Raw genomic sequence first — 20,835 nt, forward strand, 5'->3', positions numbered from 1 at the left:
AGTAGCCGACCGGAAACCGCCATTTTCCTCATGTTCTTCGTTGGTCTCAAATTTTAATCCTAAAAATACTTAATGTATTCTTTCGTTTAAAATTATCGACCGCCTTGAACTTGAAACTATTTGCAGATTTTCGTTCAGACACTATTCAGTCCTGGATTTGTAATCCATTACGATGCAAACGGATTTTCCCCACAGTGATGAATCTCGGCAATCAATCGGGCAAGTTTTCCGGCCTCGCCGATCTCTTCGTCGTAATGAAAGAGATGCGGATGTGTATCTAAATATGAAGTATTGAAGTCGCCGCTTATGAAATCCGGGTCGTCGGCAATGTTGAGATAAAAGGGGATTGTGGTTTTAGGGCCTACAATGGCAAAATCTTTTAAACATCTTTTCACCCGTTCTACTGTTTCATCCCATGTAAAACCGTGTACGGTAAGTTTTACCAGCAAACTGTCATATACTTCAGGAATATCATAGCCCTGGTAAACAAAACCATCAAGACGAACACCAAATCCACCGGTTGAACGATACACACGTACCTGCTTCCCACCTTCAGGCATGAAATTATTCTTCGGATCTTCGGCATTAATCCGCATTTCGATTGCATGTCCACGTATCTGCACATCGCTCTGACCAAAGGAAAGCTCGTAGCCGAATGCAAGTTTTATCTGGTTACGTACGATGTCGATTCCGGTAATCATCTCAGTAACAGTATGCTCAACCTGGATTCGAGTGTTGATCTCCATAAAATAATAATTGAAATCGTGATCAATCAGAAATTCAACAGTACCTGCATTAAAATAGTTGGCCGCTTTAGCAGCTCGTACCGCGGTTTGGCAGATTTCCTCCAGCAGTTCAGGGTTAGCTACACGGGATGGTGCAATCTCAATCAGCTTCTGATTTCTGCGCTGGATTGAACAATCACGGGTTCCGAGATGAAGTGTTTTACCGGTTTTATCAGCAATAACCTGTACTTCAACGTGTTTCGGTTTCAACACCACTTTTTCGAGATAGACAGAGTCATCATTAAAAGCTGCCAGTGCTTCTGCTCGTGCCGCAGGAATTTCTTCCACGAGCTGGACTTCGTCGTCTATACATCTGATCCCCCTGCCTCCGCCACCGCATGTTGCTTTCAGCATCACGGGATATCCATATTCACGTCCAAATTTTTTGGCACGTTTGAACCCTTCATTTCCCGGGGGCAGATCCTCAGTTCCGGGAACCATCGGGATACCAGCTTCAGCCATGATCGATCTGGCCACAACCTTATTGCCAAGATCCGCAATAACCTTTGATGAAGGGCCGATAAAAATAATCCCGGCATCTTCACATGCCTTTGCAAAATCAGGATTCTCAGCCAAAAATCCATACCCGGGATGGATAGCCTCTGCTCCACTTTTTTTGGCGGCTGCAATAACCTTTGCTATATTGAGATAATCAACTCGAGGACCATCACCCAGCAGAATCGCTTCATCAGCCAGACGAATATGCCGTGATTTGTCATCAGTCTTTTCATAGACTGCAACTGCCGTGCAGCCTAGCTCATGTATTGCACGAATCAGCCGAATTGCAATCTCGCCCCTGTTTGCAACAAGTATTTTTTTCTTCACTGCCAGCTCCAATTTTTCGTTGATTGGAAGTGCACAACCAGACATACGCTACAAGCTCCCCATGCATATCTGGTTGCAGGATTGGAGTCGCCAGGGGTCCTTGTCGTACCTGCGAGTAGTAACTTTTCGACAATAGCGTCGGGTGGAGGAAATGACATCGCTCCGACAGACTCCTGGAAACTGAAACCAAACACCCTAACTAATTATAACCGCATTTATCCAAGGAACAAGAAGTCCTGAGCACAAAACATATCTATTTCGCAACAATTCATGAATGTGGAGATGAATCTGAATTCCAGTCTTTCATCTAACACAATGGCAGATCACACTGTGTATTGTAGCCCTTCAGTACACCATCCCCTTCAACAATTATTCACGAAGTGATAGAATTCTGCCAAACTAAACGTAGCATACTGTCTCATCACTCAAAGCTGTGCCTTCACTTATGGTTGCTGTAAATTCAACTTCGAAAGTTAAAGTCGATATACCTAAAAACAGAATACTTTTTCAATTTTCCGGCAAGATAGACAAGAAGCAACTCAATAGTATTTATACTGACATTCGCTTTTGCGTGGCCGACCTGAAACCAGGATTCCATGTAATCACTGATCTCTCAGACTGCAGAATCGGCCATCGGAACTGCCTCCCGACCTTATCTAATATTCTGAATTTTCTTATCGAAAGTAAGGTAGGTGAAGTAATACGTATAACAAAAAGAAAGAGTCGTGTTCACAGGCAGATCTTGAATTTTTCAGCAAGACGCCAGGGCTACAAACCTGTCTATGTTGCAACATTTGAAGAAGCCGAACAATATCTGGAAAATTCAGACAGGGATAACCGGACCCGGATAGGATTTCAAAACCTCAGCGTCAACTATGCAATTCATGGTACTGAAAGCACCGGAACACTCCACGAGTTATCAACAGATTGCTGTGCAATAAAAACAGGGAGCATCACACCAGCTATTGACGAACAGTTATCCATCCAGTTCGAATTGCTGCAAACGTAAGACATGCCGATAAAATTCGCAATGCAGGCACAAGTTACCGGTGTAAAGGACGAAATTATCACCTGCGAATTCACTGTTCTTTCAGATGATCGTAAAAAAGATCTCTGGCAATGTCTCGTTTTTGAAGCAAAACGAGAAATCTAGTCCGTGTATTTCACGTGTTTGTTGAATCCACAATCGAGGTATAAAAGGCGCAACCTCAACAATATGCAGTAGGTTACATATAATGAGGAATATTTGGTCAGCAGCAGAGCATGAAGGGTGAATAATCCTACTCACAACTCAAAAGTACAATGTGAACAAAAAACCGGGCTGTTCGAGGGGTTAAACAGCCCGGCTAAAGCGGAATGATTGGGAGGCAAACCTACTTTTTTTGACTAATTCTATAATAATCCCCTCGTTGTTTATCTAAACGCTCAAGTAGATAATAGGTTACAGATGAAGTCGATGAAATGTATCTTTTCTTAAATTTACTGATAATATCTGGCGATTAGCAACACATACTCTTAGTAGACACAGCCATTTTTTGTTTCAATACGTTTCGAAAGTTTTTAGAAGCAAGGAGTCTGTCGGGTTGAACATCTTTCAGCTCCAATCAAGACACTGCTGGAAAATTGAGCACTGCCGTATACCTCATATCGCAGTTTTCGCCTACCTTCGAGAGTTATTTTTCAACGCAATAATGATGGATTGGATAGGCAAGCGAAAACTCAGCAGAAAGGGTTCAGCCCAACAATGGCCTTTTCTCAAACTCTTCGGAATTTTCAACAAATAATGCTCGCAGATAAGCGAACGAAGTGAGACTTCGATATCATCTATATGGCGTTTTAAATATCTCGATTTTGACCAAAACTCCTATTCTCGGACAACCTCCTAGTCCGTATATTGATTCAAGCACCTTTTCATTATTTTATCCCGCTTGATGATAATTCCCTTCACAATTGAACTAAAAAATATCCCATTACGTTCTATAGTTGCTTAGCAATACACTCAGCAATTCATTACGCCAGGATTGTCCTCGCACCGACTCTCTACCACACGGTAGCATTGCTTATCATCAGGCGAAGACCTACAATTTACAAGTATTAATGGCTACAAACTCCTGTTTTGGCCATGCGCTTTCGCTTCGTTTTTGTGCAAATTAGGCAATGATTTTCTTAAAAGTCAAATGTTAAAATATTTATCGTATTTCCATACTATTTTCTTCATTGATATCTGTTTGTTTCATGGCATGCCTGGGGGTAACAAATCAATCTGCATCGATTTATCATCTCTTACAACAACTAATCATGACAGCAAAATGGCGAAGATATGACAACTTACACATACAGAAAAACTCACAAGCTGATATACCCACTTGTTATGATATCAGTATTTTTTTCCGCATCCGAAGGATACAGCAGATTCGGCCCTGGAAATGTACAGGATGACCAGCTTTTCACATCATCGCAATCCTGTTCAAAATGTCACAATGATCTGTTCTCTGCTGACGAGGAAGTTGATACATCATATGTAAGTCGCTGGGAAACAACTATGATGAGATTCAGCTTCTATGATCCTTTCTGGAGAGCCAAGGTCCGGAGTGAAACGATACAGAACCCGGAATACCAGGAGCAAATTGAAAAAAAATGTTTACCATGCCACGCACCTATGGCGTATAAGCAAATGGAAGTGGATGACTCGCCGCAAAGTCTATTTGATTCTGGTGGGCTCATAGACAGCACCAACCCATACCACAATCTGGCAATGGAGGGAATCAGCTGCACTCTCTGCCATCAAATCATGGAGGACGAAACTCATTCAGGCTCTTACTCTATTGCCGAAAACAGGGTTGCTTGGGGCCCATACAATCCCGATTATCAAAATATGATGAATCGATTAAGCGGATTTACCCCTGAGCAATCATCTCATCTGAACGGACCCGGATTTTGTGCTGCCTGCCACGAACTATACACTCCATATTTTGATGAGGATGGTAATTTCATCACAGATGATCCTTTTCCTGAGCAGACCCCCTACGGCGAGTGGCTGGCAAGTTCATATTCCGAGGAAGGAGGGGAAACGTGTCAAAGCTGTCATATGCAGAAAGTTCCGAGCTCAGTAATATCAAAATTACCGGATCAAGTTACACAGCGAGAAGACGTTTTTGTCCACACCTTCTTTACAGAAAACACCATGATGCTTGACATCATCACCTCTCTAGCTGAGGAAGAGGGACTTGACATACCCGACATAACAGATGCAGTGGATGATGGTCGCGATTATCTGGAAGGTGCTGGAGAAATTGAAATAACCCAATCAGGTTGGCAGGATTTTGATATGGATGGCTTGAAGAACGATCTTACAGTTACCCTCGAGGTAATAAATAATTCGGGTCATAAATTACCCACAAGCATCCCCATCCGAAGGGTTTTTATTCATTTTGCGGTATATGGCGTTCAGGACAATGGTAATGAAGTAGAGGTATTCAGTTCCGGCAATACGGATGAGGAAGGACGGATAGTTGGTGTCGAAGCAGATGACAACAACCTCGCCTATGAACCGCATTATGATCAGATCACAAATGAAGAACAAGTGCAGATATATGAAGGTATTATGGGCAGAATTGAGGGTGAGATCCCAATCGTAACCTATACCTTGCTACAAGCTTCAATGTTTATAAAAGATAACAGGTTATTGCCTAAAGGGATGGACCCATTAACTGCACCGGAGGATATTCAACCCAAAGGTGAAGAAGTTGTAAACGATGGGAATTTTACCGGTGGTAAAGACACCATAGTATACATAGCGCGAAACCTTAAAAATATGAATGACAATGCTAAGCATAACTTCAATACGTTCAGGATTGAAGCTGAATTAAAAGACCAAACCCTCTCATACCGCATGATACATGAGCTTGAGGACGTTGTTGATGATGATAGCGGCGTAATTGAACGTTTCCTCGAAGAACATCAGCATCACAAATTGCAGTATGAATTAATCCACCGTGATGAAGAGTATATATCTGCAATAGAGTAAATGCGTACTAGTGCTCTGTAAACCTTTACCTATCGGATCTTGTTCGCCCTTTTAGCACACTGACTTCGTTTCTCATTCAGTCACATAGCGCTGCTATGCTCCTTCATTCGTGCCTCGCAGTGCACTAAAATTGCCGAACAATCTTTGCGACATTTAAAGATTTACACAGCACTAGCATCTTTACGTGATCAGCATTCATAAGGAAAAAATGGCAGTACCGATCGTCTGCCCGCAACAGATTCAATGTACATACTGAGTGCCTACGAGAACGTTTAGCTCATGCTTCATGCTCTCCATAGACTCTCAGTTAATCAGTCTCATAAATATCTGTGAAAATGAAGGAGCTACGAACTCCGCTTTGACAGAAGAAAATTATCCATGTCACATCACCTGACAAGTGCTTCTACCTCTGCAATAAATACAGGTTTTTTCTCCAGTGAAAAGCCTGACTCGTTTGACATTAACTCCAGCCCTGCCGTAAAATAGTAGTAGGCGGAGTGGAAGATATCTTTCGTGTTGCTCACCTCCGGTTTTTCGAAAGTTTACGATGCCCACCTGAACCTGAGACATAAGGTGCTTTTAGAGGTTAGGGTAGTCGATATCATAGATGACAAACTGGTTTGAAGCAGGAAGCGGGTTGTTCCCAGCTCCATTGCGAAATTACGCACACCAAAAGGAGGTTGTGTTATGAAAAAATTCAAAAAAATTCTTCTCCCCGTCGACGGTTCCAAACACTCTTTACTCGCCAAACGAAATGCTATAGCCCTGGCAAGCGCAATGGATGCGGAAATATTACTCGTCTATATCACTGGAGCAATACCCGCAATCATTACAGGTAAACCACGTGAAGAAGCAGTCAAATCGCAACAGGAAGAAGCGGATGTTGTCTTGGCTCCATATCGCAAGTATTTGATTGAGCATAAAATCAATTTCAACGAGATTGTAACTCCTGCTTTTAACCCAGGCAATGAAATTTGTAAAATCGCCAGAACAGAGAATTGCGACCTGATTGTTATCGGCTCCCGAGGTCTCAATGACATGGAAGGATTGGTAATGGGTAGCGTGACCCACAGAGTACTTGCCCATTGCGGAATCCCTGTACTCGTTGTCAGATAGCTTGTACTACTCAGGCACACTATGGGGCTGCTCCTAAATATTGAAAGCTGATTTTCTGAACGTTTTGCTCGTGCAGGCAGCCCCAATTATCTGAAAAGATATCACTCCTGAGTTCTCATTCAGATCATATCATCCGATCAATACATACCATCGGTTGCTTTAGATGTGTTGTGTCTTAGTATCTTACAAATACACATAAACATGAACATATCAGATTGATAGCAACTGAAACACTACCTATAATTTGCAGTTTCACATGCAACTACGGAGATATGAATAATGACATTAAAAGAATATTTTGAAAATAATCAGGGACGCGGCATTGTATCCACCGCAGACAACAACGGGAATGTAAACGCTGCGGTATACGCAACGCCTCACTTTCTGGAAGAAGGTCAAATAGCCTTTATCATGCGAGACAGGCTGACCCATAAGAATATCACCGAAAACCCGAAAGCTGCATATCTGTTCATAGCAAATGGAGATGGTGTAAACGGTATTCGTCTATATCTCGAAAAAACGGGCGAAGAGCAGGACTCTGCACGACTCAACGAACTCCGGAGAATGAAAAGTAGCAACAGCGAAGATCAGAGCCCGAAATTTCTTGTCTATTTCAAAATAACCAAAATCCTGCCATTGCTGGGAGATGGTGATGCTGGCGTCACAATAGAGTAGTTAATTCAAAACATTACCCTTCTAATAGAGACTATGTATCATGTAATAGTTTCTTTAGAAGGGGGAATACAAACACCTCAATATGAAAAAATTCCCCACGAACATTCATCAGTTATATCGAGCAATATGGACAAACACACCATTTTTGTATTAGATTGCATCATGAACTCCGGCTTTTGCGAGACAAACTTGACAGACGGGGAAACACATGAGCATCAGAAAATCAGCAGGTGAGACAGGTCGTCTTGGTATAGTTATAGGTGGTTCGGGGCTGGTTGGTGGAACAATTGTCAACTACTTCAAATCCAGAACTACCGCTCCTATTGAAGTCCGCGCACCGAGCAGTAAAAAACTTTCCATCCGCGAGCCTACAGATATCCGCAATTATCTTCTTGCGAGTAAGCCCGATTTCGTCATCAATGCTGCCATTGCCAACATCAACGCTGACGAACAGCTCTCGTTTGAGGTGAATTACCTCGGGCCAATTAACATTGCTAAAATTGCGGCCGAACTCAACATCCCGTACATTCATATCAGTTCAGCAGCAACCCTTGAGCTTGGCCCCGACATCACAGAAAAACAACACAAACAATTCACTCCCGGCCTGAGTAACTATACACGCTCCAAGCTGATGGCAGAGAAAACGCTTCGCCATTTGTCTCAGAATGAAGGCCTCGACTATACACTTATCAGGTTGGCTGCGGTATACGGCAATCACGATCATAAGATCCAGGGTATTCATCGCATGCTTTTTTCAATTGCCGATGAGTCGATGCCTGTACTCTTTACCAAAAAGGGAGTTCTGCACTCTTACTCAAACTGCAGAAAACTCCCCTACTTCATTCACCACATACTCAATAACAGAGAGGAATTTACTGGCGAAGATTATAACTTTGTGGATAAATATGGAGTTGAACTGGCCGATTTAATCATGACAATTAAGTCATATCTTCAGCTTAACTATCCAAAAGAAATATATATTCCCTACCCTTTGGCAAAAGCTGGAAAAAGAAGCGTAGCCGTCATTTTAAAACTGCTCCGTAAGTTTGGCCTCAAGGCTAACCTGCCGTCTGAGCTTGTTTTCCTGAAACAGTTTTATGTCACACAGACCCTTAATTGTGACAAATTACATAATTCAAGTTTTGTCGATCCATTTCCTGATGAAACCATTTACAGCAGACTGCCTGAATTAATCATTTACTATCTGCAACGCTGGAGTCACGAGAATCTGATTTCCACCTTTGAGGAAGAAGTCACAATTGATCATGCGTTTAAAGATAGGTTTGTAAACAACCCCGAAGAACTGCTGGAATCAATTCACAATGGCAGCATGAGTTTTTTTCAGACCACACACGTTATCCACGGTCAAGAACCTGACAGCAACGAAGCTACCAAACCACTTCAGACGTGAATACACCGGCACCACCCCTTTGATGTGGACACTAAACGGATGTTTCGATTATATATCCGACAACATCACTAAAGTACCGTAATTATCCTCAACACTTGACCATCGTAACACTATGTCTAACCACGCCTACAAACTGAGATCCGGTTTTATTGATGAGCTGCTGCAGCGCATGAACCGCCTGATCGAATCGGATACTCTCGCCAAAATATTCGGTGATTTGTTCAGCGGACATGAAGCCGTTCCTGCCAGCGGACATCTTGAAGCGATTATAGACAGTGCTTTCTGGACCAGTTTCTCAAAAGATGAAGGCAATGAGGTTACTGTTTCACTTTTTTATACCCAGGCTGAACAATCATTTGATGCCTTCCTGTTTGATAATCCCATCCCGTTCGATGTAAAAACCTTAGTCAAACTCGGTGCAGCACTTGAGAATCCGCGAGCTGATATCGGTGTCTGGCCTGATGAAAATGGGGAACTGAAAATATGGGGTTTTAAAACCCGCTCCGAGAATGTGATCATTGCCAACCTCTGGATACAGGCTTTAGGGCCTGGTAGAGTCCTGATAACCTTTGGTGGCAAAAGCCTCGGTGCCTTAATCAGTAACAGAGCTGTTTTTGTTGATCATTCAAACCTGATGCGAACTATCATTCCTCAATTAGAGCTCCCGACGGATTTACAAACAGATAAAACAATGAATATGCTTCGCTACACTTCATTGCTTACAACGGCACGGGCAATGCGCGGGCATGGCCGTGGCGGCACACTTCTGGTGGTACCGGATTCTGAAGCATGGCGAAAATCAGTTGATTCTCCCGTTCCATACACTGGCGGAGCCAGCTTTCTGGAAAGCGACTATGATGTTACCAAAAAGCCGACGCTACTTGCACCTGTTACAGATTTCATATCAGCCCTGATTAAAACAAAAGAAGGGAGCCAAAGAGAGAAATACTCAAAAATGAGGGCTCAGCTCGAGCAGCAATGCCGACATATTGCCCGACTAACTGCCGTTGATGGGGCACTGGCAATGACGTTTGACCGTTTCGTTTTCTGTTTCGGTGCAAAGATTATTGCGGCTGAAGGTCAGGAACGCCCTGCGACCATCCGGATACTCAAACCTGTGGAAGGCCATGTCAGCAGTGTTGTCAACTTCACGGATATTGGTGGCACCCGCCACCAGTCTGCAGCACTTTTCGCCCATGCCCAGCCGGGTTCGGTGGCTATTGTGGTTTCTCAGGATGGCGATGTCACCTTCTTTACAACCGATCCCGAAAACAATGAACTGATCGCTGTTCAACAGGCTGAACTCGCTGTGCTCTATGAAGGGCTGGGCGCAGCTTTCTGGAACATTTCAAGAGTTACAGAGATGGAACTATTAAAAGCTTGAATTTCACTTCATATTAAGTATTTGACTATATCGTTCGTCATTTCTACTTCGTATTTTCTCCACTATACGTAAGCCATCCCGGATAATATATCCCCCAATGGATCGCCATGATCCTCAGCAGCAAAATGATACCAACAGCATAAATCCTGTTAAACTCATGTTCCGGAAGAATGTTATTGAGGATTACATACGCTATCGCCCCTATCAGTGCCGGAGTTGCATAAAACTCCTTTCGTAAAAGCATTGGCATTCGAGCGGTGAGGATATCACGTATCATCCCTCCTGTAATACCGGTAATTAAACCCATCAAAACAGCGATAGTGCTGTCAAACCCAAGTTTGATAGTATTTTCTGTGGCAAGTATTGTGAACAGGGCAAGACCAAATCCATCAATATAAAGGAGCAGCGTATAAAGCCTGGAAATCAACCTGACACAAAAAAAGGTTATAACCGCTGCAATTACCGATACCCAAAGGTACGAGGTGTCCGCAATCCAGAAGACCGGGCTCGTATCAAGGATAATATCCCTCACGGTTCCGCCGCCTATTGCAGTAACAAACCCCAGCAGAACGATACTGAAAATATCCATATCCTTCTTACCGGCAGCAAGCACTCCGGTAATTGAAAATGCAGCTATCCCAATCATCCCAAGATAATAGATCACAAAAGTTCCCTCGTAATTCTCTTCATTAAGAGCGTGCTATCGCAATTAAACATTTTTCATCACATAATTTGCATGAAAGATTAAGGCTAACCTCTCAGCATATTTACAATCTGCCCGACAGTGCCATAACACATTCAAAAAAAAACTGACAGTAGCTTTTGGAGCTTATGGAAGTTTTGTGATACCATATTTTACAAGTTCTTTTTCTCGTTAATACAACTACTTTCACGCATTGGTCATTACGCTATCATTACAACTCTAGAGCAATCGCTTTGGATACGGGTATGACGATGTGCACAACGAACTCTTTAATTCCCAGGTTATGATCCAGTCCATCAAAATATTCATACTATGCACCTTTGTAATTCTCTTGGGATTACCTGCATATACTCAAGGAGCAAACCAGAAAAACATTCTCGTCCTGCATTCCTACCATCAGAATTTCCCATGGACCGACAGTATTATGAGAGGGATCAACACGGTAATTAACAGCAGTGATGAAACGATAGAACTGTATGTTGAATACATGGATGTAAAGCGTCATCTGGCAGCTGAAACCTTACCGTACCTTGAATCCCTTTACCGCTACAGATATCGTGACATAGAACTGGATGCTGTAATTGTCTCAGATGATTTTGCCCTCGATTTTGTTCTACAATACCGTGAGAAATTGTTCAGCAACGTTCCGGTTATTTTTTGCGGTATAAACACCTACACTCCCACCCGGCTGCTTGGGCAATCAGGCATAACAGGTGTTGTTGAAAATACCGATATTACAGGGACCATTCAGCTTGCCCTATCGTTACACCCGACAACAAAAAACATTGCTGTAATATCTGATGGAACATCAACAGGAACCCTAATGATGAACCAGGCTAAAACAGCTATAAACCAGTTTGCATCTCTCACAACTATTGAACTGTTTGACCTGTCGGTCCTCGATTTAACAAAAGCGCTTATAGACCTACCAGCACATACCATTATTTTGCATCTGCATTATTACACTGACAAAGGCAGTGGGAAGTCACTCTCAGTTAGAGAATCCTTTGCCGCTTCAACCATTAACAGAAAAATTCCGGTCTATACCGCCTGGGATTTTCAGATAGGATACGGTGCAATCGGCGGCCTGGTTACAAACGGCGAGCGGCAGGGTAGCTCAGCTTCGGAAATGGCAACACACATCTTGAAAGGGACATCAGCTGATGATATTCCAGTGATGATTCAAAGCCCCAACACCCCGATGTTCGACTACCGTCAGTTAAGCAGCCATGGAATTGACACAAATCAGCTTCCTGACGGGAGTTATATCCAATATGAGCCGCAATCTTTTTACTACAAAAACCTTAAGGCGATATGGTCAATCAGCGTAACTATACTTGTCCTTGTTGTTTTCAACATCTTCCTGTTTCAAAACGTCCAAAAACGAAAACGGGTTGAACAAGAACTCAACAAACACAAGGAAAACCTGGAAGATATGATAAAAGAACGAACTGCAGATATCGAAAAGGCTATGACAGAAAGCCTACAGGCGCAGCACGAACTCAAAGAGAGTGAAGATCGATTTAAAATGCTCTTCCAACAGGCACCCGTCGGTTATCAGTCTCTTGATGAAAATGGCAATTTTATAGACGTTAATGACAACTGGCTTGAACAGCTTGGCTACACCCGCCAGGAAGTAATTGGCAAATCTTTCGGCGATTTCCTCGACCCGGAGTGGAAGTCACACTTCAAGGAAAACTTTCCACGCTTCAAAACCATTGGTGAAATTCTAGGCGTTGAATTCGAAATAATCAGGAAAGACGGTTCGCATGTCTTGATGTCCATCAATGGCAAAATAGGCAAAAATGCCGATGGTAGTTTCAGACAAACGCATTGCGTTCTACATGACATTACCAGCCAGCGCGCAGCTGAAGAGGAAAAGGAAAAACTGCAGGAACAACTCAGACAAGCCCAAAAAATGGAGGCAATTGGTACACTTGCAGGTGGCATAGCTCACGACTTCAACAATATACTCACAATAATACAAGGTAATACCGAACTGGTGCTGCAAGATTTACAACCAAATAATTTCAGTAAAGAGTGCTTGGGCGATATCCTTAAAGCTTCGCGTCGAGCCAAAGATCTTGTTCAGCAAATACTGACTTTCAGTCGAAAAAAACATGTTGAGAAAGTCCCCATTAGCCCGTACACGCTGCTCAAAGAATCACTCAAAATGCTTCGCTCAACAACTCCAACCACCGTTCAAATAATCGACCGTGTTTCAAGTGAATGCAGATCGATAAAGGCTGATCCGACCCAGCTCCATCAAATCATCATGAATCTATTCTCAAATGCGGTTCACAGCATTGATGAAAAAGGTGTTATCACGGTGAGCCTGGATGAAGTGGAACTGAGCCGGGATGACCTGAAGACCTATGAAAAGTCGGGCCTACTCAATAACAACGCCTCAAGTTCCTATGCACAACTCTCTGTTATCGACAATGGAACCGGCATGACCCAGGAAACAATTGATCGGATCTTTGATCCGTTCTTTACAACCAAAGAGTTTGGTCAGGGGTCAGGAATGGGGCTCTCAGTAGTCCATGGAATCGTCAATAGCCATGATGGTTTTATTACCGTTGACAGCACCCCCGGCATAGGAAGCGCATTTCATATATTTTTCCCGATAGTAAAAGATCTTGAAGACACCGAAAAGCAGGAAGAATTTCCCTTCCAGGGAGGATCAGAACATATACTCCTCGTTGATGATGAAGAGCAGATACTCGAGTTGACTAAACGACTGTTGCATAGCCTCGGGTACACAGTTACGTCGACAAATAGCAGCTTAAAAGCACTGAAAATATTTACTGCGACTCCTGACAAATTTGATCTGATATTATCAGACCAGACTATGCCGGAAATGGCCGGTACTGAACTGATCAGTGAGATCCTTAAAATCAAACCGAATTTCCCTTCAATAATCTGCAGTGGTTTCAGCTCAAAAGTATCAAAAGACAACATTGAACAAAGCGGTATATCAAGATATATCGACAAACCCTATAGCAAGCGCGTGCTGGCAGCTACAGTCAGAGAAATTCTTGATAGTAAACCGGTGTGAATAGTTTTTGATTTTTCCGTCTTTTTAAAATCGGGGTAGGACGTTGCTATCCCAAGGAATCTAATTCATTTGCACATTACACATTACACACTGCTGAACAACTCTCCTCCGCACGATTCTTGCCTAAATAATACTACTATTCTCATATCCTCTCATTTCATCACTAAATACCTGCAAAGGACAAATATTGACCTAAGTCAAGGAAGAGGGTCTTCCAAAATGCCACAATGTGACATGAGCTTTCTAAACGCCCCGACACATCAGTCTATCGTTTGTGAATATCTGAATTGAGGAGAGATAAAAAATGCCTGTTTTCGGTTATCTGGCTATTCCCACAAAGGGAGCAATAGCTACATTATGCGATGATTTACGCTCCATACCTTATTGCGAAATCATTCCGGCAGACAACAGAGATATTCTTGTTCTGGTTACCGACACACCGGATGATCCAACAGAGATAGCACTTCAGCAGCAGCTGAAAGGTCTCAGCTCATTACAATCCCTGAGCATGACCTTTGGCCAAAACGATGAACAGCAACCTGAAAGTGAGTGAGACAACTATGAAAGTTAACAGAAGATCGTTTATTAAAGCTGCTGCTGCAAGTAGTGCAATAGCAACCGCAGGCTCAATGTTTCCTGGTATTTCATTTGGTAGCTGGAACAATCAGGAAGGTGCTTCCGGAATGATTGACTGGAAGAAATCTCCCTGTCGATTCTGTGGTACCGGTTGTGGTGTGTTGATTGGTGTGTCAAATGGCCGGGCTGTCGCTGTAAAAGGCGACCCTAACTGTAGCGTTAACAAAGGTTTATGCTGTGTTAAGGGATATCATTCTATCCAGGCACTCTACGGTAAAGACCGACTGACAACAGCTCAGGTTCGAAGAAATGGCGAGATGGTTGATGTGCCCATTCAGGAAGCACTCGATATTATCGCAGAAAAAATGAAGGATACCATCGAAAAGCACGGTAAGAGTTCTGTGGCTATGTATGGTTCCGGCCAGTGGACAATACCTGACGGATATGTGGCGTCGAAACTATTCAAGGGCTGTCTTGGCACCAACAACGTTGAAGCCAACGCCCGACTCTGTATGTCAAGCGCCGTCACCGGCTTTATGACCTCATTTGGCATTGATGAGCCAATGGGCTGTTACGAAGATATGGATCATGCCAATGTCTTTGTAACCTGGGGTAACAATATGGCCGAGATGCATCCGGTATTGTTTTCACGCATGCTTGCCAACAGAAAGCGTAGAAAAGATGTAAAGATCATCGATTTCGCCACCCGTATCACCCGCACCAGCCAGGCTGCAGATAAATCCATCCTTTTCCGTCCTCAAACCGATCTCGCAGTAGCCAATGCTATTTGCTACGAAATTATCCACAACGGCCAGGTTAACTGGGATTTCGTTAATAAGCATGTCTCGTTCCACTCAGGCAAAACGAATATCGGATATGGTACTGAAGATCATTTTTCTTTCACGGATAAAGCTGAAGATATGTCGTTTGGAGAGTTCAAGCTTTTCCTTGATGATTACACTCCGGAAAAAGTAGAGAAAATTTCCGGCGTTTCTGCCCAGGACATTAAGTATCTCGCATCTCTCTATGGAGATCCATCCAAGAAAGTCACCTCATTCTGGTGTATGGGTATGAACCAGCACACCCGTGGCACCTGGATTAATAACCTTGTCTACAATATCCATCTTCTGACTGGTAAGATTTCCACTCCCGGCAACAGCCCGTTCTCCCTGACCGGCCAGCCAAGCGCCTGCGGTACTGTTCGCGAAGTAGGCACCCTCACCCATAAGCTGCCACACGGTGTAGTTATGAATGAAGGGGACAGAAAAATGGCTGAGGATATCTGGGATCTTCCTGCAGGATCAATCGATCCTAAGCCGACCTATCATACCGTTGAGATGTTTCGTGCTCTTGATCGCGGTGATATCCGGTTTATGTGGATTCAGGTTACCAACCCGATGGTTACCATGCCAAAACTCAAACGGTATCGTGATGGCTCCTTAAAAGAAGATCGATTTATCGTCGTTTCAGATGTCTACCCAACCCCGACCACCGATGTCGCAGACGTTATTCTGCCTGCAGCTATGTGGGTTGAACAGGAGGGAATGTACGGTAACTCAGAGCGCAGAACCCAGCACTTTGAGCAGATCCTGCAACCACCGGGAGAGGCAATGTCTGACACCTGGCAGATTATTGAAGTTGCCAGAAGACTTGGTTTTGAAAAACAGTTCCCATGGTCTGAAGAAAACTATATTGAACATATCTGGGAAGAGTACAGACGTTTCCATTCAGGACCAAAGCATGAGATGGCACCATATTCCGTATTGCAAAAGCGGTCTGGTGTGCAGTGGCCTTTTGTTAACGGTAAAGAGACCCGCTGGCGCTTTAACTCTAAATATGATCCGGCCTGTAAGAGTGGTGAAGACTTCCACTTTTATGGCAAGAAAGACAACACAGCATGGATCTGGGCCCGCCCTTACGAGCCGGCAGCCGAATCTCCGGATAACGAATACAATTTCTGGCTCAACACCGGTCGTGTTATTGAGCACTGGCATACAGGCTCCATGACCAGACGCGTTCCTGTACTGCACAATGCTGTACCTTCATCGTATGTAGAACTCAACCCTGATGATGCTGCCGATCTCGGTGTCGTCAACGGTGAGATGGTCAAAATCACCTCACGACGTGGTTCTATCGAGATGCCTGCCCAAATCAAAGGTCGCGGTGTACCACCACGCGGCATGGTCTTCGTGCCATTCTTTGATGAAAAGTATCTCATCAACGAGGTGACACTCGACGCGTTCTGCCCGATTTCCAAGCAGCCTGATTACAAAAAATGTGCCGTCAAGGTGGAGAAAGCATGATGAAAACTAAGAAAACATTTACAGCTTCCAGCCTCTTGAGCGTAGCTGCCGCCTGTTTTCTTGGTGCCGGAATCCTCCTGTCTGCAGACTCTGATTCACATGCAACAGACATGGATTTTGACTCAAAAGGCCAGGAAATTTTCAAAAGCTACGATAACACTCCGGATTCGTATATGGCTGCAGATTCAGGTGATCGTAACCTGAACAGCTATTACGAACTTCGCCAGTATCCCGGTTCGCCACCACGCATCCCGCATTCGGTTGAACCATCGTTTAGTGATATTGATCAAAATTGCCTTTCCTGCCATGAAAAAGGCGGGTTCAGCCCGGTAGATGAAAAGTTTATTCCGGTAACACCGCATCCTGAAAAAACGGCATGTTACCAGTGCCATGTGCCGCTACCGGAAACAGATAAACCTTTTGTTGAGCATGACTGGGAATCGATTCAACCTCCTCGTCTCGGCAGATCTGCACTTGGCGGCTCACCACCGACAATCCCACATAGTCTGCAACTTCGTGAGAACTGTATTGCCTGTCATACAGGCCCCGGTGCGGTTATTGAAATCCGCGTAGAGCATTCTGCCCGAGGCAACTGTCGACAATGTCATGTACCGCTAGTGAGTACAGAACCGGTGAAAAATTTCACCAGAACCAGCAACTAACAGGTCTGCCTATGAAACTGATTACTCTATTCAGCCGCAGCCACTGTTCTGGTGATGTTCTGAGGGTGCTGAATGTTGTCATGCTGCTTACGGTCTGGCTTATCTACCAGCCGGATACAGCCAACGCTTCAGGCGGTGAAAGTGTGCTTGATCGCATTGGGCATGCAACTGAAAAATACGATAGCTATGCAGTCAAAGCTGTTCAGCCACTCCCGGATGAAACCGTCCTTTCAAAAGAGCGCTATCAGGGAGGAACATTTCGAGTTCTGGCGCGTAAACAGGAAATTAAACGTTTTCGCTGCAGCAGTTGCCATAACGAAAAACCGGTTACGGTTAACAAAGGTGTCGAACTGACCCATGGCGATATCAATCTCAGCCATGGGCAACCGGGTGCCCTTTCATGTATTGATTGCCACCATCCTGAAAAACGTGATTTTCTTGAAGACAAAAAAGGAAACACCATTGACCTCGATCATAGTTATCAACTTTGTGGTCAATGTCATTTTCGACAGAAAAGTGACTGGTTAGGTGGTGCACATGGTAAGCGAACAAAATACTGGGCAGGCGAACGGGTGATTTTTAACTGTACAACCTGTCACGATCCACACTCACCCCGATTTGAAAAGCGTTTCCCGGCAACGTATTCCCCACCAATTAACTAGGAGGCTGTCCGACAATGGCTTTTGCCCAAACTCTTCGGATTTAAAAAAAAACAATGCTCGCAATATCAAACATATGGCTGTACTTATTTTTTGAAAACTTCTCGATTTTGACCAAAACCCCTATTCTCGGACAGCCTCCCTGGAGGGAATCGTATGACTCACCGCAAATGTGAAGAACCCAAGGGAAAGGACGATATTGTGAATAATAAGACAAGCCGCAGGAATTTTATAAAAGGGCTGTCCCTTGTCGCTGCAGCAGGTAGTGCTACGCTTATGACAGGCTGTATTCCTGACGTCAGTTCCGCCTCGAGTGAAGAACTCAAACTCAAATGGCAGGAATATTTTAAAGAGCATTACCGGTTGATGACACAGGAAGAAAAGGAAGCCACAGTTGCCAGGCTCGAACAATTAGCCAAGATACGTGATGACCTCGACGTCCAGATGGACACCACCCCACCGCAGGAAAATGTATTATACGGTTACGCCTTCAACATCAGTCGCTGTGAAGGCTTTATGGAATGCGTCACCGCCTGCACCAAAGAAAACAACCTCGATCGCAAGACCGATACCCAATACATCCGTATCTTCGAAATGGAACCGGGCAAGCTCGATCCAAGTACCGGTGACGGCAAGTTCTATCATGAGGTTCCTGTAGAAAATAAATTCTACATGGGCACCCAGTGTTTTCATTGCGAGAACGCCCCCTGTATCAAGGCCTGCCCGACCAAGGCAACCTGGAGGGAGCCGGATGGAATTGTTGTCGTTGATTACGACTGGTGTATCGGCTGTCGTTATTGCCAGGCTGCCTGCCCGTATTATGGCCGAAGGTTCAACTGGGGCAAACCTGAGATCCCGAAAGAAGAGGTCAATCCGAATCAGCATTATCTCAGCAACCGGGTACGTCCTAAAGGTAAGATGGAAAAATGTACATTCTGTCTGCAACGAACCCGTAAAGGGAAATTGCCTGCCTGTGTTGAGGCCTGCCCGACAGGGTCCAGAGTGTTTGGAAACCTGCTCGACCCCGACAGCGAAATTCGTTTTGTGCTGAAACACAAGAAAGTGTTCAGGATGAAAGAAGAGCTGGGGACCGATCCGAAGTTTTGGTATTTCATTGATTAACCTGGATATTTCACGAGTCAGGTGAGGGCATAGTCGAGGCATCAGAGACGCTGCTGTAGTAATTTACCGCAAGTCTTTGATAACGAAGAATATGACCTCAGCAGGCTCGCCCGAAGGGTGAAAAAGATTATGGAATTCTTTTAAAGTTTCAAACTGTACCTGTAATATTGATTATCAATCATTTCTATAACACACTGATATTGTGCTTAACTTTTTTTGGACGTTTTTCATGAAATATTCAGGTTAACTCTACGAGGTTTACTATGCAAACGACCTCTCGCACAGGTTTTCGCGCATTTCTATTTGATGTTTTTCGCTGGAACATTCAGGGCGGATTCGGCTTACAGTTTTTCAGGCTTCTATTACTTGCCGGTATAGGTGTCGGCATCTATGCCTACTCGTTTCAGGCGCGTTACGGCCTTGCAACAAGTGGCATGAATGACATTGTCAGTTGGGGTTTATATATATCCAACTTCACGTTTCTGGTAGGTGTTGCCGCGGCTGCAGTAATGCTCATTCTGCCTGCATACGTTTTTCATGATCCGGGCTTTCATCGGGTGGTAATTATCGGTGAAGGTGTTGCGGTAGGTGCGCTGATTATGTGCCTGACATTTATTATGGCGGATCTTGGCGGTCCACTGCAGGCCTGGCATCTTATTCCCGGAATTGGTTTGTTTAACTTTCCGTCATCAATTCTGGCCTGGGATGTTCTTGTAATAAATGGCTATCTCCTGCTCAACGCTTTCGTACCGATGTATATTTTATACAATCACTATCATGGTCGTCCTGCTGATGAGAAAAAGTACCGGCCATTTGTTTTCCTGTCGATCTTCTGGGCATTTTCTATCCATATGATCACAGCCTTTCTATATGAAGGATTACCGGCACGACCATTCTGGAACAATCCGCTGATGGGACCACGCTTTCTCGCCTCTGCCTTTGCTGCAGGGCCTGCGCTTATTACCCTTATCCTGGCGGTTATCCATAATGTGACCAGTTATAAGATCGAAAGGCAGGTATTCAACAAGCTGCGACTGATTATTGTCATTTCAGCCATTATCAACCTGATAATGCTCTTTTCAGAAATATTTAAAGAGTTTTATTTTACTACTCACCATTCCATTTCCGCCGTTTATCTGTTCTTTGGACTGGACGGACATGACGCACTGGTTCCATGGATATGGACCTCAATCGCTCTAAACATCTTTGCAACACTTGTGCTGGCCATAAATCCCGGCAAAAATAATCCACGCGTGTTACTGCCTGCTGCCGGTTTATTGTTTATTGCGATCTGGATGGAAAAAGGAATTGGGCTCATTGTACCCGGCCTTATCCCCTCACCTCTTGGCGAAGTGGTGGATTATCTGCCGAGCTGGGTGGAATTGTCTGTGACGTTAGGAGTGTTATGTCTTGGTATCAGCGTGGTAACCTTTTTGATCCGGGCTGCGCTTATCATCGAACAACGCTATGAGCAGAATAATTAAACCCGCTGCGATGTGAAAAATCCCATCTCTCTGTAGGCAGGGTCG

The 20,835-nt window shown here is 44.1% G+C and carries 16 protein-coding genes; 14 read left to right on the forward strand and 2 right to left on the reverse strand.

The features are described 5' to 3' along the window. Positions 1 to 167 precede the first annotated feature (167 nt). Complete coding sequence (locus tag FCL46_RS18330) at positions 168 to 1,610, reverse strand: acetyl-CoA carboxylase biotin carboxylase subunit (RefSeq protein WP_136810346.1); 1,443 nt, start codon at positions 1,608 to 1,610, stop codon at positions 168 to 170. Between the two features lie 445 nt (positions 1,611 to 2,055). On the opposite strand from FCL46_RS18330, the gene FCL46_RS18335 reads away from it, so the two are divergent. The 7 genes from FCL46_RS18335 to FCL46_RS18365 all read left to right on the forward strand — a co-directional run bounded on the left by FCL46_RS18335 (position 2,056) and on the right by FCL46_RS18365 (position 10,223). Continuing rightward, positions 2,056 to 2,619, forward strand: coding sequence for a hypothetical protein (locus FCL46_RS18335; RefSeq protein ID WP_136810345.1), 564 nt, complete (start codon positions 2,056 to 2,058; stop codon positions 2,617 to 2,619). 3 nt (positions 2,620 to 2,622) lie between these two features. Beyond that, complete coding sequence (locus FCL46_RS18340; protein WP_153307150.1) at positions 2,623 to 2,763, forward strand: hypothetical protein; 141 nt, start codon at positions 2,623 to 2,625, stop codon at positions 2,761 to 2,763. 1,218 nt (positions 2,764 to 3,981) lie between these two features. Then, a complete protein-coding gene (locus FCL46_RS18345) occupies positions 3,982 to 5,637 on the forward strand; it encodes a hypothetical protein (protein ID WP_136810344.1) in 1,656 nt (551 codons plus the stop codon). A gap of 687 nt (positions 5,638 to 6,324) precedes the next feature. Further along, positions 6,325 to 6,753, forward strand: a complete 429-nt coding sequence (locus tag FCL46_RS18350; RefSeq protein ID WP_136810343.1) for a universal stress protein — start codon at positions 6,325 to 6,327, stop codon at positions 6,751 to 6,753. Positions 6,754 to 7,032: 279 nt separating this feature from the next. Then, complete coding sequence (locus tag FCL46_RS18355) at positions 7,033 to 7,428, forward strand: pyridoxamine 5'-phosphate oxidase family protein (RefSeq protein WP_136810342.1); 396 nt, start codon at positions 7,033 to 7,035, stop codon at positions 7,426 to 7,428. A 208-nt stretch (positions 7,429 to 7,636) separates the two neighbouring features. Beyond that, positions 7,637 to 8,839, forward strand: coding sequence for an NAD-dependent epimerase/dehydratase family protein (locus FCL46_RS18360; protein ID WP_136810341.1), 1,203 nt, complete (start codon positions 7,637 to 7,639; stop codon positions 8,837 to 8,839). Between the two features lie 112 nt (positions 8,840 to 8,951). Beyond that, complete coding sequence (locus FCL46_RS18365) at positions 8,952 to 10,223, forward strand: putative sensor domain DACNV-containing protein (protein WP_136810340.1); 1,272 nt, start codon at positions 8,952 to 8,954, stop codon at positions 10,221 to 10,223. Positions 10,224 to 10,266: 43 nt separating this feature from the next. Here FCL46_RS18365 and FCL46_RS18370 read toward each other — a convergent pair whose 3' ends face one another. Continuing rightward, positions 10,267 to 10,887 carry a trimeric intracellular cation channel family protein gene (locus FCL46_RS18370; RefSeq protein ID WP_217909462.1) on the reverse strand — a complete coding sequence of 207 codons (621 nt, stop codon included), beginning with the start codon at positions 10,885 to 10,887 and terminating at the stop codon, positions 10,267 to 10,269. A gap of 463 nt (positions 10,888 to 11,350) precedes the next feature. Here FCL46_RS18370 and FCL46_RS18375 point away from each other — a divergent pair, with 463 nt between their 5' ends. The 7 genes from FCL46_RS18375 to dsrP all read left to right on the forward strand — a co-directional run bounded on the left by FCL46_RS18375 (position 11,351) and on the right by dsrP (position 20,790). Then, positions 11,351 to 13,984, forward strand: coding sequence for a hybrid sensor histidine kinase/response regulator (locus FCL46_RS18375; RefSeq protein ID WP_167506073.1), 2,634 nt, complete (start codon positions 11,351 to 11,353; stop codon positions 13,982 to 13,984). A 304-nt stretch (positions 13,985 to 14,288) separates the two neighbouring features. Further along, positions 14,289 to 14,537, forward strand: coding sequence for a hypothetical protein (locus FCL46_RS18380; protein WP_136810338.1), 249 nt, complete (start codon positions 14,289 to 14,291; stop codon positions 14,535 to 14,537). Positions 14,538 to 14,544: 7 nt separating this feature from the next. Then, positions 14,545 to 16,863 (forward strand): molybdopterin-dependent oxidoreductase, encoded by a 2,319-nt coding sequence (locus tag FCL46_RS18385; protein WP_136810337.1) that lies wholly within the window; start codon positions 14,545 to 14,547, stop codon positions 16,861 to 16,863. Beyond that, on the forward strand, positions 16,860 to 17,525 hold the full coding sequence (locus FCL46_RS18390; protein WP_167506072.1) for a nitrate reductase cytochrome c-type subunit: 666 nt from the start codon (positions 16,860 to 16,862) through the stop codon (positions 17,523 to 17,525). The genes FCL46_RS18385 and FCL46_RS18390 overlap by 4 nt, the downstream gene beginning before the upstream one ends. An 11-nt stretch (positions 17,526 to 17,536) precedes the next feature. Further along, positions 17,537 to 18,187, forward strand: coding sequence for a hypothetical protein (locus tag FCL46_RS18395; protein WP_167506071.1), 651 nt, complete (start codon positions 17,537 to 17,539; stop codon positions 18,185 to 18,187). Between the two features lie 153 nt (positions 18,188 to 18,340). Continuing rightward, a complete protein-coding gene (locus tag FCL46_RS18400) occupies positions 18,341 to 19,306 on the forward strand; it encodes a 4Fe-4S dicluster domain-containing protein (RefSeq protein ID WP_136810334.1) in 966 nt (321 codons plus the stop codon). A gap of 263 nt (positions 19,307 to 19,569) precedes the next feature. Next, entirely contained in the window at positions 19,570 to 20,790 is a 1,221-nt protein-coding gene (gene dsrP, locus FCL46_RS18405) for a sulfate reduction electron transfer complex DsrMKJOP subunit DsrP (RefSeq protein WP_136810333.1), read from the forward strand. Positions 20,791 to 20,835 lie beyond the last annotated feature (45 nt).

This window comes from Desulfosediminicola flagellatus (genome assembly GCF_005116655.2).
Lineage (GTDB): Bacteria > Desulfobacterota > Desulfobulbia > Desulfobulbales > Desulfocapsaceae > Desulfopila > Desulfopila flagellata.

Coding starts and splice junctions, on each gene's coding strand:
- FCL46_RS18335 (WP_136810345.1), top strand. CDS start 2,056: ATGGTTGCTGTAAATTCAACTTCGAAAGTTAAAGTCGATATACCTAAA.
- FCL46_RS18340 (WP_153307150.1), top strand. CDS start 2,623: ATGCCGATAAAATTCGCAATGCAGGCACAAGTTACCGGTGTAAAGGAC.
- FCL46_RS18345 (WP_136810344.1), top strand. CDS start 3,982: ATGATATCAGTATTTTTTTCCGCATCCGAAGGATACAGCAGATTCGGC.
- FCL46_RS18350 (WP_136810343.1), top strand. CDS start 6,325: ATGAAAAAATTCAAAAAAATTCTTCTCCCCGTCGACGGTTCCAAACAC.
- FCL46_RS18355 (WP_136810342.1), top strand. CDS start 7,033: ATGACATTAAAAGAATATTTTGAAAATAATCAGGGACGCGGCATTGTA.
- FCL46_RS18360 (WP_136810341.1), top strand. CDS start 7,637: ATGAGCATCAGAAAATCAGCAGGTGAGACAGGTCGTCTTGGTATAGTT.
- FCL46_RS18365 (WP_136810340.1), top strand. CDS start 8,952: ATGTCTAACCACGCCTACAAACTGAGATCCGGTTTTATTGATGAGCTG.
- FCL46_RS18375 (WP_167506073.1), top strand. CDS start 11,351: ATGAGAGGGATCAACACGGTAATTAACAGCAGTGATGAAACGATAGAA.
- FCL46_RS18380 (WP_136810338.1), top strand. CDS start 14,289: ATGCCTGTTTTCGGTTATCTGGCTATTCCCACAAAGGGAGCAATAGCT.
- FCL46_RS18385 (WP_136810337.1), top strand. CDS start 14,545: ATGAAAGTTAACAGAAGATCGTTTATTAAAGCTGCTGCTGCAAGTAGT.
- FCL46_RS18390 (WP_167506072.1), top strand. CDS start 16,860: ATGATGAAAACTAAGAAAACATTTACAGCTTCCAGCCTCTTGAGCGTA.
- FCL46_RS18395 (WP_167506071.1), top strand. CDS start 17,537: ATGAAACTGATTACTCTATTCAGCCGCAGCCACTGTTCTGGTGATGTT.
- FCL46_RS18400 (WP_136810334.1), top strand. CDS start 18,341: ATGACTCACCGCAAATGTGAAGAACCCAAGGGAAAGGACGATATTGTG.
- dsrP (WP_136810333.1), top strand. CDS start 19,570: ATGCAAACGACCTCTCGCACAGGTTTTCGCGCATTTCTATTTGATGTT.